The 14,566-nt window shown below is 73.2% G+C and carries 12 protein-coding genes; 7 read left to right on the top strand and 5 right to left on the bottom strand.

All coding sequences use genetic code 11. The features are described 5' to 3' along the window. Positions 1 to 109: 109 nt before the first annotated feature. Positions 110 to 1,585, bottom strand: coding sequence for a type 2 periplasmic-binding domain-containing protein (locus tag EKO23_RS07295; RefSeq protein WP_134715693.1), 1,476 nt, complete (start codon positions 1,583 to 1,585; stop codon positions 110 to 112). Positions 1,586 to 1,674: 89 nt separating this feature from the next. Continuing rightward, positions 1,675 to 3,105 (bottom strand): TRAP transporter substrate-binding protein, encoded by a 1,431-nt coding sequence (locus tag EKO23_RS07300; RefSeq protein WP_167880362.1) that lies wholly within the window; start codon positions 3,103 to 3,105, stop codon positions 1,675 to 1,677. Positions 3,106 to 3,213: 108 nt separating this feature from the next. On the opposite strand from EKO23_RS07300, the gene EKO23_RS07305 reads away from it, so the two are divergent. Further along, positions 3,214 to 4,983, top strand: coding sequence for a sensor histidine kinase (locus tag EKO23_RS07305; RefSeq protein WP_134715697.1), 1,770 nt, complete (start codon positions 3,214 to 3,216; stop codon positions 4,981 to 4,983). After that, a complete protein-coding gene (locus EKO23_RS07310) occupies positions 4,980 to 5,645 on the top strand; it encodes a LuxR C-terminal-related transcriptional regulator (RefSeq protein ID WP_134715699.1) in 666 nt (221 codons plus the stop codon). The genes EKO23_RS07305 and EKO23_RS07310 overlap by 4 nt, the downstream gene beginning before the upstream one ends. A gap of 11 nt (positions 5,646 to 5,656) precedes the next feature. On the opposite strand, the gene pepN is transcribed toward EKO23_RS07310, so the two are convergent. Further along, positions 5,657 to 8,119, bottom strand: a complete 2,463-nt coding sequence (gene pepN, locus EKO23_RS07315; RefSeq protein WP_134715701.1) for an aminopeptidase N — start codon at positions 8,117 to 8,119, stop codon at positions 5,657 to 5,659. An 89-nt stretch (positions 8,120 to 8,208) separates the two neighbouring features. Here pepN and EKO23_RS07320 point away from each other — a divergent pair, with 89 nt between their 5' ends. Together EKO23_RS07320 and EKO23_RS07325 are read left to right on the top strand one after the other, a co-directional pair. Continuing rightward, a complete protein-coding gene (locus tag EKO23_RS07320) occupies positions 8,209 to 8,805 on the top strand; it encodes a hypothetical protein (RefSeq protein ID WP_281280885.1) in 597 nt (198 codons plus the stop codon). 123 nt (positions 8,806 to 8,928) lie between these two features. After that, positions 8,929 to 10,305 carry a ferredoxin reductase family protein gene (locus tag EKO23_RS07325; RefSeq protein ID WP_134715703.1) on the top strand — a complete coding sequence of 459 codons (1,377 nt, stop codon included), beginning with the start codon at positions 8,929 to 8,931 and terminating at the stop codon, positions 10,303 to 10,305. Between the two features lie 68 nt (positions 10,306 to 10,373). On the opposite strand, the gene EKO23_RS07330 is transcribed toward EKO23_RS07325, so the two are convergent. Continuing rightward, the gene (locus tag EKO23_RS07330) at positions 10,374 to 10,658 is read right to left on the bottom strand and encodes a Fe-S cluster assembly protein HesB (RefSeq protein ID WP_134715705.1); all 285 of its coding nucleotides are present in this window, start codon (positions 10,656 to 10,658) and stop codon (positions 10,374 to 10,376) included. Between the two features lie 132 nt (positions 10,659 to 10,790). On the opposite strand from EKO23_RS07330, the gene EKO23_RS07335 reads away from it, so the two are divergent. The 3 genes from EKO23_RS07335 to EKO23_RS07345 all read left to right on the top strand — a co-directional run bounded on the left by EKO23_RS07335 (position 10,791) and on the right by EKO23_RS07345 (position 12,900). Further along, on the top strand, positions 10,791 to 11,210 hold the full coding sequence (locus EKO23_RS07335) for an OsmC family protein (RefSeq protein ID WP_134715707.1): 420 nt from the start codon (positions 10,791 to 10,793) through the stop codon (positions 11,208 to 11,210). Positions 11,211 to 11,330: 120 nt separating this feature from the next. Then, positions 11,331 to 11,744: a YciI family protein gene (locus EKO23_RS07340; protein WP_134715709.1), complete on the top strand. Its 414-nt coding sequence runs from the start codon at positions 11,331 to 11,333 to the stop codon at positions 11,742 to 11,744. Between the two features lie 16 nt (positions 11,745 to 11,760). Then, positions 11,761 to 12,900 carry an RNA polymerase sigma factor gene (locus EKO23_RS07345; RefSeq protein ID WP_134715811.1) on the top strand — a complete coding sequence of 380 codons (1,140 nt, stop codon included), beginning with the start codon at positions 11,761 to 11,763 and terminating at the stop codon, positions 12,898 to 12,900. 14 nt (positions 12,901 to 12,914) lie between these two features. On the opposite strand, the gene EKO23_RS07350 is transcribed toward EKO23_RS07345, so the two are convergent. Then, positions 12,915 to 14,477: a 4-coumarate--CoA ligase family protein gene (locus EKO23_RS07350; protein WP_175582676.1), complete on the bottom strand. Its 1,563-nt coding sequence runs from the start codon at positions 14,475 to 14,477 to the stop codon at positions 12,915 to 12,917. Positions 14,478 to 14,566 lie beyond the last annotated feature (89 nt).

Raw genomic sequence — 14,566 nt, forward strand, 5'->3', positions numbered from 1 at the left:
GACCGTAGGTTCCGGCACCGACAGGGTGGCGGACCCACGCCGCGCCGGGGTGACCGGGCTCGTGCCCGGGCCGAGGCGGCCCGGGCACGAGCACCTCCTGGACGGTGGCCTACGGCAGGTCGCCGACGCGGCGCCAGTGGTGGAAGTGGACCCGGGACATGAGGACGAACTCGGGCCCCTCCCCGTCGTCGTGGTTGCGGAACCGCAGCGACCCGTCGGGCTGGACGGCGACGTCGGCCGTGGTCCAGGCGCCGTCCTCGTGGCTCCAGTACCAGGTGAGCCGGCCGTCCTCGACGGTGTAGCTCCCGGTGCCGTGCCAGGTCTCGCCCTTCTGGGGCCCGGTGGCGTAGACCTGTGCCATCTCCCAGGTGCCGTCATCGAGGCTGATCGTGTAGGCGCCGGCGTTCTCCTGGATCCGGTCCTCCGAGGTGACGCCGGCGGCGCGGAACGCCTTCACCGTGATGTTCGTCCTGTAGACGCCGTTGAGGCGGGTGACGTCGTCCGAGGGGCCGCCCGTTCCGCACGAGGTGGTCGGCTCCGCGGCGGTGGTCGACTCCTTGAGGTCCTCGATCCGCCCGAGGATCCCGGCCGTCACCGGGTCCGTGCGCAACGACGCGGTGACGGTTGCGGTCGACTCGCGCAGGTCGGCGAGGTCGGTCGGGGTCGCGGCCACGATCCGGCCACCCTCGGCACAGAACTCCTCGGCCGACGCGTTGTCCGCGGGCAGGGTGCGCAGGACCCAGTCCCGGGTCCGGTCGGCAGCCTCGTTCAGCGTTCCCCACTGCTCGTCGCTCAGCTGTGTGCGGACGTCCTCGTTGACCACCAGCGAGTTGACCTTGGGGTAGAAGACCACGTTCCCGGTGGCGACCCCGGCAGGCGTCAGGGCGTACGACGACTCCGCACCGCGCTGCGTGCTCGTGTCGACGTCCGCCTCGGTCACCCGGGCACCCAGCGCGGCGAAGACCGCGCGGGTGGTCCGGGAGTGCGGCGAGCGGACCAGCTCACCGTCGTAGTCCGTGGGGCCGCGCAGCGGCTCGCCGAACCCGAACGGGTGGCGCAGGCCCTCGGGGAACAGCCCGAACCCGACCACGCCCGCGTCCTCCAGTCCGGACATCAGGTCGTCGGCGAGGTCGCCGGCGACCACCGCCGCGGTCAGCTCGTCGCTGTCGACGAGGAAGGGTGCGTTGAGGGCGGTGAGGCTGGTGACGCCGAGCGCGTCCCAGGCCCGGGCCGGGACCATCGCCAGGTCCAGGTCACCGCGGGCGGCCATCCTGGCGACGGCCTGGTCCCAGTGCGGGACCCCGTCGCCCGCCGCGTGCCAGTCGGGGTGCACGCTGATGCTGCCGTCGGACAGCCGGGCGACCTCCTCGGCGAAGTGGGTGATCTGGGCTCCCGCGGGGGTCTCGGGACCGTCGTCCGTACCGATCCTCAGCACCAGCGAGCTCGCCGCTGCCGGCTGGGCAGCCGTGGGTGCCTGGTCGGCGTTGGCGGTGGAGCTCCGCGAGGAGTCCGTGCAGGCAGTCAGGCCGCCGGCCAGCAGAGCCAGTCCGAGGGCGGCCGTCCGAATGGGTGTCGTCGATCGCATCCTCCGACGCTAGGAACGCGCGGCCGACGGGGGATCGGGACAACCCGGCGATGCGGGGTGGGGCCTGACCCCACCTTCGGGTGGGGCCGTCACTCCTCGAGGTCGCCCACGCGGTGCCACGGTGCGCTGAAGAAGCCCTCCGACTCGGCCTGGACCTCCGGGTTGCTGTCCACGATGTCGCGAAACGCGATCGAGCCGTCGGGGGCGATCTCGAGCGTGGCCGCTGTGTTGCCGCCGTCGCCCCAGTACAGGGTGAACCGGCCGTCGTCGAACGAGTACGTCCCGGTGCCCCGCGGGTTGCTCAGGAAGTGGTCAGCGCGCTGGTCGTAGGTCCACACCCCGCCGTCGAGGGTCCACGTGTAGGTGCCGACGTTCTCGAGGATCCTCTCCTCCTCGGTCACGCCGGCCGCCCTCATCGCGTGCCGGGTCACTCGAGTCGTGTAGACCCCGTCCAGGCGGTGGATCGCCTCGTCGCGCGGACCCGAGGTCTCCGTGGCGGCCGTCGGGCACCGCGGCACGACCTCCGGGTCGGGGTGCGAACGCGCATAGCCCTCGATCGCGTCGATCAGCCTCCTCGTCTGGTCGTCCTCCCGCAGCCGGGCAGTCACGCCCGTGCCGGCCAGCTCGAGCTGCTCCAGCTGTGTCGGCGAAGCGGTGACGATGCGTCCACCGCGGTCACAGAAGTCGGCCGCGGCCTCGGCCTCGGTCGGCAGCTCCTCGAAGAGCCAGTCGCGGGTGTTCGCAGCGGCGTCGCGCAGCAGCTCCCACTGGTCCCCGCGCAACCGCTCGCGGACCTCGGCATCGACGACCAGCGTCTCGGTCTTGGGGAACAGCACCACGTTGCCGGTCGCGATCCCCGTGGTTCCGATGTCGTACCCGGTCTCCATGCCGCGCTGCTTCGCCGGGCTCGGGTTGTCGTCCACGACCCGGGCACCGAGCGCCTCGAGCAGCTTCCACGTGGTCGCCGACCGCGGTGCCCGGATCACCTGGCCGCGGTAGTCCTCGGGACCGAGCAGCGGCGCCTCGAACCCCACGGGGTGGCGCAGGCCTTCCGGATAGAGGTCGAGCCCGACCACACCCGCCTCGGGCAGGCCGGCGAGCAGCTCCTCGCGGAGGTCGCTGTCGAGCACCTGCTCGAGCACGTCGGTGCTGGTGACCAGGAACGGCGTGTCCAGCGCGCGCAGGCTGGTGACCCCCAGCTCGTCCCACGCCCGTCCGGGCACCAGCCCGAGGTCCCACGTCCCGTCGGCCACCCCGCGGGCTGTCGTCTGGTCCCACCCGTGGGCACCGTCCGAGGCCACGTCCCACACCGGCTCGATGCGGATGCTGCCGCCGGACAGCCGGGCGACCTCGTCGACGAAGTGCTGGACGTGGGGTCCGTTCGAGTCCGAGGGCTTGTCCGGTGTGGCCAGCGTGAGCACCAGACCCGGCCCGTCGACCGGCGGCGCGCACCCCGGGGCCAGCGTCAGGGCCGACACCGTGGTGGCGCCGGCCAGCAGCCTCGACAGGCGGACCCGCATACCAGCGACGGTAGACCGCCGCTGTCGCCGCCGTCCCCGGAAATCGCCCGGTCCCGGGGTGGGGAGTTTCCCGAGGCGCAGGCGGCCGGTGAGCGGCATCATGACTGCATGTACGTGCGCGGTCCACGGGACGCCGGCGGGGTGGCGCTGGCGCTCGTCGTCCTCGCGGGCGACGTGGCCGGAGCCGTCCTCCTGGCGCAGGCGCTGCCGTACCTGAGCCCCGTGGACGTCGTCCTCGCCCCGACGGTCGGCGGGCTGCACGCGGCCGCGGCCGCGCTGGTCGGGCTGGGTGTCGTCCGGGGTCACGGCTTCGCTGCGCTGGTCGCGGTCGCCACCGGCCTCGGCGCACCGGCGCTGGCGCTCGGCCTGGCCCAGACGTCGTACGCATGGGTGGCCGTGGGCTCCCTGCAGTCCTGGGTGGCCCCCGGCGTCCTCGGGCTGGCCCTGCTGACCGTGCGGGGCGGGGCGAGGGACCGGTTCGGGCGGTCGGCACTCGCGGTCGTCTCGGGGCTCGCCCTGTGCTGGACCGCGATCCGGGTGACGACCTACGACCCGGCCGCCTGGGAGTGGTGCCGATGCGTGGAGAACCCGCTCGCGGTGGGCGGTTCCGCGGCCTCGTACCCGCGCGTCGAGACCTGGCTCACCGTGGCGGCGGTGGCCGCTGCCGTGGTCACGGTCACCGCCACCGGCGTCGCCCTCGTACGCCGTCCCGGCCGGACCGGTCCGGCCGAGCTCGCCGTCGCGGCGGGGGTGGCGACGTGGGCAGCTGCCGCGATCGTCGCCGGCACGTGGTCCCTGGTCGCGGTCGGGGGCCCGGATCCGTGGCTGGGGCACCTCGGCACCGCCGCCCTGCTGCTCGTCCTGGGCGCCTTCCTGGTGCGCGCCGCACACCTGCGGCCCAGCCGCGCCCACGTGGCCGACCTCCTGCTGGCCGCACGGGAGGAGAACGACCCGGACCGGTTGCGCGAGCTGGTGGCCCGTGCGGTGGGCCAACCGGACGCCGTCGTGCTCTGGTGGAGCGCGGAGGCCGGTGCGTACCGCGACCACCACGGGGAGACCGCCACCCCGGACGAGGTGGCCGGACTTCCTCAGGCGACGCGGCTCGTCGTCGACTCCGGTGACCGGCCCATCGCCGTCGTGCTCGGCACGGAACCCCTCCCCGACGACCCCTCCGTCGTGGAGCCGGTGGCCGAGGCGCTGCGGCTGGCCACGGAGAACAAACGGCTGGCCGAGGAGCTGCGGGCCACGCTCGCGGAGGTCCGGGAGTCCCGGGCCAGGATCGTCGTGGCGTCGGACGAGGCCCGCAAGCGGATCGAACGGGACCTCCACGACGGGGCCCAGCAGCTGCTCATCTCCACCGGCGTCAAGCTCAACCTGGCGAGCACGCGCGCCGCCGGCGACCCCGAGCTCGCCCGGACGCTGGCCCAGGCGTCCGACGAGCTGGGCCGTGCTCTCACCGAGCTGCGACAGCTCGCCGGCGGGATCACGCCCACGGCGCTCGTGCACGGGGACCTGGGGGACGCGCTGGAGGAGCTCGCGATGCGCTGCCCGGTGCCGACCGAGGTCCGCGTGGCGGGAGACGACCAGGTCGAGGCCGACGCTGCCGCGACGGCGTACTTCGTGGTCGCGGAGTGCCTCAGCAACGTGGCCAAGCACTCCGGCGCGACGGGGGCGACGGTCCTGGTGGAGCGAGGGAGCCCGCTGCGCGTGAGGGTCACCGACGACGGTGACGGCGGCGCCGACCCGACCCGTGGCAGCGGGCTCCGTGGCCTGGCGGACCGGGTCGAGGCCCGGGGCGGGGCGCTCGAGGTGACCTCCTCGGGCGCCGGCACCACGGTGACCGCGACCCTGCCCGGGCAACCGGGGGAGCCGGCATGACCGGGCACCCGCGGGTCCTGGTGGTCGACGACGCGGTGCTGCTGCGTGAAGGGGTGCGCCAGCTCCTGCTGGCCGGCGGGTGCGAGGTGCTCTCCGTGGTCGGGGACGTCGACGGGCTGCACGCCTACCTCGCCGAGCACCCGGACGACGTCGACGCGCTGGTGCTCGACATCCGGATGCCCCCGACCCACACCGACGAGGGCATCCGTGCCCTGGAGTCGCTGCGCGAGCAGGGGTCGGACCTCGGCGTCCTCCTGCTCAGCATGTACGCCAGCCCGCTGCTGGCGCTGCGCGCGCTGTCCGCGGGGGGCGCCACCGGCTACCTGCTCAAGGACCGGGTCAAGGACGGCGCGACCCTGGTCGAGGCCGTGCACACCGTGGCCCGCGGTGGGGTGGTGGTGGACCCCGAGGTCGTCGCGATGATGGTCAGGGCGACGCGTCAGCGGCGCATGGTCGACCAGCTCACGCCGCGCGAGCAGGAGGTCCTGCAGCTGATGGCCGAGGGGCGGTCGAACCTCGGGATCGCGACCGGCCTCCACCTCAGCGTGAAGACCGTGGACACCCACGTCGAGCACATCCTCGACAAGCTGGGCCTCGAGCCCTCGCCCGGCGAGCACCGCCGCGTGCTGGCGGTGCTGGAGCTGCTCCGCTCGCGCGGGTAGGTCCGCCTGGCTCAGGCGCCGTACGTCGCGCGGACGGCGATCCGGCGCCGCAGCTCGTCGGTGGCGTCGACCAGGTTGCGACGGATGGTCAGGTCGAGGCCGTCCGCCTCGATGACCTCGTTGGCCCGGACCACGGTCGAGGGGTCGAGCGCGGTGATGGGGAAGAACGCCTCGGTGACGTCGCCGAGCATCCAGCCCGAGTGCACGGAGGGGGCCCCGGGGAGCTCGGCGAAGTAGCGCTCGACGTACGGCGCGGTGAGCGACTCCTGCCCCGGCCGCCACATGCCCAGTCCGGCCGCCTCGAGCTCGTAGTTCGGGACCGCGACCTCGCCGGTGAACCGCTGCCAGGCCCAGGCCTTCGCGTCCGCGGTCGGCAGCGACGCCATCGCCCGGGTGTGCTCGACCCGCGAGCGCGCGGTGGGCTCCGCGTCGAGGTGCTCCTGGAGGCTCGTGGGGTCCTGCCGGCCCATCGCGGCGAGCTGGACGAGGACCCGCCAGCGCAGGTCCAGGTCGGGCTCGATGCCGGGCGGCAGGTCCCGGCCGGCCAGCCAGCCCTCGAGCAGGTCGCCGTCGGTGGCCGAGCCGATCGCGGCCTGGAACCCGGCCAGCTGCACGGTGGAGCCGGCCGGGGACGCCGCCAGCAGGGCCCGGCAGGCGGCGTGGATGCGGCCGAGCGCCGCGACCGGGTCGTCGCTCAGGGGCGCTACCTTCTTGATCAGCCACGGCAGCGTGTAGCCGACCGCGTCGTCGTTGGTCTCGCTCGGCAGCGCCGCCTCGGCGACGGCGAGCACCCGGGCCGGGGCGATCGCGGCGTTGTGGAACGCCGAGCGGACCGCGCTCCACATCGAGGAGCGAAGCATCTCGTCGGTGGTGGCCGGGAACAGGTCGACGTACCCGTCGACGCTGACCTCGTCCGGAAGCACCAGGGCCCACGTGTCCAGGCCCGGGTCGACCACGACGGCGGCGTCTCCGGCGTCGAACGGCACCTCGGAGGCGTCCACGGTGAGCGGCGTCGTGCTCCAGCCGCCGTCGCGTCCGGTGGCGACGTGCAGGGTGTGGGTCCGCTCGGCGGGCCGCCCGAGCGGAGGAGTGCGGCGCAGCACGCCGGCGGCGCGGTCCACGGTGAGGGTGTCAGGACCGGCGGTGCGCAGCCAGTCGCGGGTGAACGACGACAGGTCGACGCCGGAGGCACGCTCCCAGCAGCCGAACAGGTCGTGCATGGTGGCGTTGCCGTAGAACGCCCGCTCGAAGTGGTCGCGGACGCCGGCGAAGAACGCCTCGTCGCCGAGCGTGGCGTTGACCTGCTTGAGGACGCTGGAGCCCTTGGCGTAGGAGATGCCGTCGAAGTCCTGCAGGGCCGCGGTGGCGTCGACCGCGCCGTTGCCGGCGACCGGGTGGGTGCTGGGTCCCTGGTCGGCGATCAGGCCCCACTGACGGCGGGCGTAGCTGTCGTGGGTCCAGGCGTCGTGGAACTCGGTGACGTCGGCGGTGACCCGGTTGCCCATGTACTCCGCGAAGGACTCGTTGAGCCACAGGTCGTCCCACCAGCGGGGGGTGGTGATGTTGCCGAACCACTGGTGCGCCATCTCGTGCGCGACGGTCGTGGCACGCTGGATCCGCTGGCCGCGGGTCACCCGGCTGCTGAACACGAGCGGGTCGCGGAAGGTGACGCAGCCGGGGTTCTCCATGGCGCCCGCGTTGAACTCCGGCACGAACGCCTGGTGGTAGCTGCCGAACGGGTAGCGGATGTCGAACAACCGGTGGAACTCGTCGAAGCACTGCCTGGTCATGGTGAGCAGCTCGTCGGCGTCGGCGTCGAGGTCCTTCGCGATGGACACCCGGGAGCTGAGGCCGAGCGGGATGCCGTCGTGCTCGTCGCGGATCACGTGGTAGGGCCCGGCGACCAGGGTGACGAAGTACGTCGACAGGGGCCGGGTCTCCGGGAGCTCCCAGACACCGGGCTCGACCTGCTCGCCGGGGGCGTTCCCGATCACGGTCCACTCGCGGGGCGCCCGCACGTGCAGCGCGTACGGCGCCTTCAGGTCGGGCTGGTCGAAGCAGGCGAAGATGCTGGGCGCGGCGTCCATGAAGGACATGCCGTAGACGTAGTGCCGTCCGTCCGCCGGATCGACGCTGCGGTGCAGGCCCTCGCCGTCGGTGCGGTAGCGCATGACGGCGTCCACGACCACCTCGTTGGCGCCGGCCTGCGTGGTGAGCGGCACCCGTCCGCCGGTGAGCAGGTCGGTGCTGAGCGGCGCGCCGTTGAGGTGGATGGAGCGGACGCTGACCGGCTTGAGGTCGAGGAAGGTGTCCCCGCCGCGGCTGTCGAAGCGGATCGTGGTCACCGAGTCGAACGTCTCCTCGCCCCGGTCGAGGTCGAGCCGGACGTCGTACGACGTGACGTCGAGGAGGGCGAAGCGGGCCTCGGCCTCGGTCTGCTGGAGGCTGCGGAACGGCGAGTCGGTGAGTGGCACGCGGACACCTTACGGGCCGCCGGGAATCAATCCCTCGACGTGAGGGTTGCAAGGGTGTAATCATGTAACGGTCTTTGAAGGAGAAGCTCATGAACACCCGAGACACCACCCCCCGCCGCGGACGCGGCGGACGCCGCGGACCGCACCGCGGCTTCGGACCCGAGTTCGGGCGCCGCGGCGGCTGGCAGGCCGCCGACCTGCCCCCGGCCGACGACGCCGCCGACTGGTTCGCCGGCCGGCTGCCGGACGCCTGGTTCAGCGACGTCGACGTGACCGTCGACCGCGAGGAGGTCCTCGTGATCGGCACCCTCGCCGGCGAGGACGGGGGAGAGGGCGCCGCCGCGGAGGGCCGGATCAGCCGGTTTCGCGCGGACACCAAGGAGGAGCGGATCGAGATCGCCGAGGAGGCGCAGGCCCGCTACGGCCGCACCGTCTCCTGGGGGGCCCGGATCGGCGACACCACCGCCCTGTTCACCCACGTCGCCGCGCCGGTGATGACCCGGCTGCGGCAGCCCGAGCGCCAGGTGCTCGACACCCTCGTCGACGCCGGCGTGGCCCGCTCCCGATCCGACGCGCTCGCGTGGTCGGTGCGGCTGGTCGGCCAGCACGCCGACGAGTGGCTCGCGCAGCTGCGCGAGGCCATGGCCGAGGTCGACAAGCTGCGGCAGGACGGCCCCGGCGTCTGAGCGGTTCCCGTCTGTCAGCCTCGACCCGGCAGGCTTGACGCCGCGTTGAGGTTGCCTTGACACACGGGCGGAGGCGGCGCTCCTACGGTGGAGCGTCGTCTCCTCCCGCGAACGGAGCCCCCCGTGGCCGCCCCTCTGTGGAGCGGACGGCGCCGGTGGATCGGTGGGGGTGGCACCACCCGACGTCGGATCGCTCCTGCCCTGTGGAAGGCGCTCGTGCTGAGCGCCGTCGTCGTGCCCCTGGTCGTGCTGGCCACGGTGCCCGAGGACTCCCGGTCCGACCCCTGGTACGTCGCGTCGATGGCCACCGCCCTGGCCGCCGCGTCGTTGCTGGTGGCGACGTTCGTGCTGCCGAGCCGGGTCCGCGCGCTCACGTCGTACCTCGGCGTCGAGCGGCTGCTGCGCAACCACCGGGCGCTGGCCCTCGCCGCGTCCGCGCTGGTGCTCGTGCACGTGGTCCTCGCGCTCGCCCACGCGGACGGCGGTCCGGCGGTCCTCGACCTGCGCGAGGCGCCCCCGCGGGTCTGGGCGGGCAGCACCGCCACGGTGGCCCTGGCGCTGATGGTGCTGCTCGCGGTCACCCGGCGGCGGCGCCGTCCGCGCTACGAGGGCTGGCGGCTCGCGCACGTCGTGCTCGCCAACGTCGTGGTCCTCGGCGCCGCCCTGCACGTCTGGTGGCTCGCCGACCTGACCCGCTACCGGGCCGGCCGGCTCTGGTTCGCCGTGCTGGCGGCGGTGCTGGTGCTGGTCACCGTGCACCGGTGGGTGTGGCGTCCGCTCCGGGCCCGCCGCAACGCCTACGTCGTCGACGAGGTCCGCGCGGAGTCACCCACGGCGGTGACGGTCGTGCTGCACGCCGACGGGCACCGGGGCCTGCGCTTCCGGCCGGGGCAGTTCGCGTGGCTCAAGATCGGGTCCTCGCCCTTCGTGTTCGAGGAGCACCCGTTCACGATCGCCTCGCCGGCGACGGAGCCGTGGCGCAAGGAGTTCACGGTCAAGGCGCTCGGCGACTTCAGCGAGATCCTGGCCGGGCTGCGGCCCGGCCGGCAGGTCCACCTCGACGGACCGCACGGCGCCTTCACCACCGAGGGGCTGCGGTCGTCGGGGTTCGTCTTCCTGGCCGGGGGAGTCGGCATCACCCCGATGCTGAGCATGCTGCGCACGATGGCGGACCGCGGCGACCCGCGCCCCGTGGTCCTCGTCGTCGCGGGCCGGACGGCCGACGACCTGCTGCACCGGGTCGGGTACGACGACCTCGCGGCCCGGCTCGACGTGCGCCTCGTCGAGGTTCTGGAGAGCCCGCCGAAGGAGTGGGAAGGTGCGGTGGGGTGGCTCTCGCAGGACGTCCTCGACGCGGCCCTGCCCGGGCGCCGGGGTCGCCGGAACCTCGACTACTTCATCTGCGGGCCGGGTCCGATGGTCGCCGCGGCGACCCGGATCCTCTGCGACTGGGGGATCCGGCCCACCCGGATCCACACGGAGCTGTTCGACGTCGTGTGAGCCCCGGGACGCACGAAGGGCGGCCGGGATCGCTCCCGGCCGCCCCTTCGGCGTCTGCGCCCGTGGCCTCAGACCTGCTGGCCCAGCGCGAACTGCACGTTCCCGCTCGGGTCGAGCTGCGCGTCGAGGACCTTGTCGCCAAGCTGCTGCGCGGACAGGTCGTCGAGGTAGACGGTGGCACCGTCCTGCTCCACCGTCGCGTCGCCGGGCTGTGGGCCCTCGGCTGCGCTGATCGCGAACGCCGGCTCCGGCGTGTCGTCGGTGGTGATCCTCAGGCCCGCGTCAGGAGCCTCGCTGGTCTGGGCGGTGATGTCGCGGACGATCGTGCTGGCGTTCTCCGTGAGGGTGAGCACGCGCTCTTCCTTTCGGTGACGTACAGGACGCCTCCACCCTTGCAAGCCACGTCGCGAGACTCAAACGGCGGGCGTGTCGCGCGGGTCACGTCCGCCGCCCGGCACGCCGGCGCCGCGTGGCAGGCTGCAGCCATGAGCGAGACGCTGCGGTTCATCGACATGGAGAAGATCGGCGAGGGCCGGTACAAGGCGGTCAACCGGCGCGGGGGAGTGCTCCCGGTGGGCAGCGGGGACGATCCCGACTTCTCCCCGGTGGAGCTGCTGCTGGCTGCGATCGCGGGCTGCGTGTCGATCGACGTGGACCTGATCACCGGCAAGCGCGCGAGCGCCGACCCGTTCGTGGTCCGGTGCGAGGGCGACAAGGTGCGCGACGAGCGCGGCAACCACCTGACCAACCTCAAGGTCACCCTCGATCTCACCTTCCCGGACGGGGACGCGGGCGACGCCGCCCGTGCGGTGCTGCCCCGGACCATGGAGCAGGTGCGCGACCGCCTGTGCACGGTCAGCCGCACGGTGGCCATCGGCGAGTACGTCGAGGTCGAGTCCCGCTGAGCCCCGGGGCCCGTGCGGGAAGTCGCCCCCACCCGATGTCGAGAACCGTCCCGCGGCTCCGTCCCAGGGGTGTCGACGTCCACCGGGGCGTCGGGAAGACACCGAGAACAGGAGAAGACGATGGCGAAGTACCTGCTGCTGAAGCACTACCGGGGCGGCCCCGACCGGATGCCCAACTGCCGGACGCCGATGGACCAGTGGACGCCGGAGGAGGTCTCGGCGCACATCGCGTTCATGCAGCACGTCGCCGACGTCCTGCGTGAGCGCGGCGAGTTCGTCGACGCCCAGGCGCTCTCGCCCGAGGGCACCTTCGTCCGGTACGACGCGGAGGGGCGGCCGCCGGTCACCGACGGCCCGTTCGCGGAGACCAAGGACCTCATCGCCGGCTGGATGATGATCGACGTGGACTCCGTCGAGCGCGCTCACGAGGCGGCCGCGTTCCTGTCGTCCGCGCCCGGCCCCGACGGCGAGCCGATCCAGGAGTGGATCGAGGTGCGGCCGTTCCTCGAGCACGTCCCGTCCACCACCGACTGACGCCGGCGTGACGGACGTGGAGGCGCTGGTCCGGGACCTGGTCCCGCAGGTGCTCGGTGTCCTCGTCCGCCGCGGAGGCGACTTCGCGGCGGCCGAGGACGCCGTCCAGGAGGCCCTGCTCGAGGCGGTCCGTCGCTGGCCCGACGACCCGCCCGAGGACCCCAAGGCCTGGCTGGTCACCGTGGCCTGGCGCAAGCTCCTCGACGCCGGACGGTCCGAGACCGCCCGGCGGGCTCGCGAGGAGCGGGTGCACGACGAGCCGGGTCCGGGACCGGCCGAGCCGCACGACGACACCCTGCTCGTGCTGTTCCTCTGCTGCCACCCGTCCCTCACCCCGGCGTCGGCAGTCGCGCTCACCCTTCGCGCCGTCGGTGGCCTGACCACCCGTCAGATCGCGGACGCCTACCTCGTGCCGGAGGCGACCATGGCGCAGCGGATCAGCCGAGCCAAGCGCACCGTGGCCCGGGAGGGCGTGGGAACGCCGGGGGACCTCGGCCCGGTGCTCAAGGTCCTCTACCTGATCTTCAACGAAGGCTACTCCGGTGACGTCGACCTCGCGGCCGAGGCGATCCGGCTCACCCGCGGCCTGGCCGCGTCCACCGCCGAACCGGAGGTGGCGGGCCTGCTCGCCCTGATGCTGCTGCACCACGCCCGCCGCGCGGCCCGCTGGTCGGCGGACGGCTCGCTGGTGCCGCTCGCCGAGCAGGACCGCAGCCTGTGGGACACCGGCACCATCGCCGAGGGCGTCGGCATCCTCCAGACGGCGCTCGCCTGCGACCGGCTGGGGGAGTACCAGGCGCAGGCCGCGATCGCGGCCCTGCACTGCGACGCCGCGTCGGCCGAGGAGACCGACTGGCCCCAGGTGCTCGAGTGGTACGACGAGCTGCTCACCCTCACCGACTCGCCGGTGGTCGCCCTCAACCGGGTGGTCGCCCTGGCCGAGGTCGACGGCCCGCTGGTCGGGCTCCGGGAGCTGGCCTCGGTGCCGGACACCGTGCCCCGGCACACCGCGGTCGAGGCCTGGCTGCACGAGCGCGCCGGCGACACCGCGACCGCCGCCGACCTCTACCTCCGGGCCGCCGCTGCCGCCGGCAACATCGCCGAGCGCGACCACCTCACGAAGACGGCCGCCCGCCTCCGAGGGTCCCGACCGTGATGCGACGGCGCCGGCTAGGACGCCGGGTCGCCCAGGGCTCGCCGCTTGAGCTCCCGACGCAGGAGCTTGCCGGAGGCGGACTTGGGGATGGTCTCGATGAAGTCGAGGCGTCGTACCTGCTTGTAGTGCGCGACCTGGCCGGCGACGTAGCCCATGATCTGCTCGGCAGTCGCATCCGTGCCGGGCTGCCTCACGACGTACGCCGCGGGTATCTCGCCGGCCTCCTCGTCGGGAAGGCCGACCACGGCGGCGTCGGCGACGGCCGGGTGGGTGAGCAGCAGCGCTTCCAGCTCGGCGGGCGGGACCTGGAAGCCCTTGTACTTGATGAGCTCCTTGAGCCGGTCGACGATGAAGAGGTGGCCGTCCTCGTCGATGTGCCCGATGTCGCCGGTGCGCAGCCAGCCGTCGTCCGTGATGGTGGCGGCGGTGGCCCGCTCGTTGTTGAGGTAGCCCTTCATCACCTGGGGACCGCGGACCCAGATCTCGCCGTCGACGCCGAAGTCGAGGTCGTCGCCGGTCGCCGGGTCGACCACGCGGGTCTGGGTGTTCGGCAGCGTGACGCCGACCGAGCCCGGCCTGAACCCGCCGGCCGGTGTGATGTGCGAGACCGGCGACAGCTCGGTCATGCCGTACCCCTGGACCACGTCGCAGCCAAGGCGCTTGCCGGCCTCGAGGGCCAGCTCGGCCGACAGGGGCGCCGCAGCGCTGAACACCTGCTCGAGCCTGGAGAGGTCGTAGTCGTCGACGAGGGGATGCCTGGCCAGCGCCAGCACGATGGGCGGCGCCACGAACGACCGGGTGACGCCGTGTTCCTGGTGGAGCGAGAGGAACTGCTCGAGCTCGAAGCGCGGCATCGTGACCACCGTCGCGCCGACGCGCAGGGCGGTGTTCATCAGCACCTGCATGGCGTAGATGTGGAAGAACGGGAGGACGGCGGTCAGGGTCTCGTCCTCGCGGACCTCGGCCATCGCCAGCGTCTGCGCGATGTTGGAGACCAGGTTGCGGTGCGTCAGCATCACGCCCTTGTTGACACCCGTGGTGCCCGACGAATAGGGCAGCACGACGGTGGAGTCGAGGTCGACGGGCACCTGCTCGGCCAGTGGTTCACCCAGCAGGTCGGTCAGCGACCGGGCTCCGTCGGCCTGGCCGATCACGACGATCTCCTCGACGGCGGTGCCGTCGGCGGCTGCCCGGGCCACCTCCAGGAACGGTCCCACCGTCACCAGCAGTCGAGCATCCGCGTCGACGAGCTGGTGGTGGACCTCTCCCTCGGTGTAGGTCGGGTTGATCGTGGTGACCACGCCGCCCGCATAGGCGGCACCGTGGAAGGCGGTCGCGTACTCCGGCAGGTTCGGCGCGAGCAGTGCCAGCGTGTGCCCCGGTGCGAAGCCGCGGGCGACCAGCCCGCCGGCGAGGGCGCGCACGGCCTCGAGCAGCGCGCCGTAGGTGAGGGTGCGGCCGCTGGGACCGTCGATGAGGGCCGGCTTGTCGCCGAGCTCACCGGCGCGAGCCAGGACGTGGTCGGTCAGGTGCTGGGCGGGGAGCTCGACGTCGGGCAACGGGCTGCGGTGGATCATGATCGCTCCTGGGATCGACCCGAGACCGTGCCTGGCACGCTACCGACCGCCGGGAGCGGAGTCACCCATCCCGCGACGTGGTCCAGCGT

Origin of the sequence: Nocardioides guangzhouensis (assembly GCF_004519545.1) — a bacterium.
Classification (GTDB): domain Bacteria; phylum Actinomycetota; class Actinomycetes; order Propionibacteriales; family Nocardioidaceae; genus Nocardioides; species Nocardioides guangzhouensis.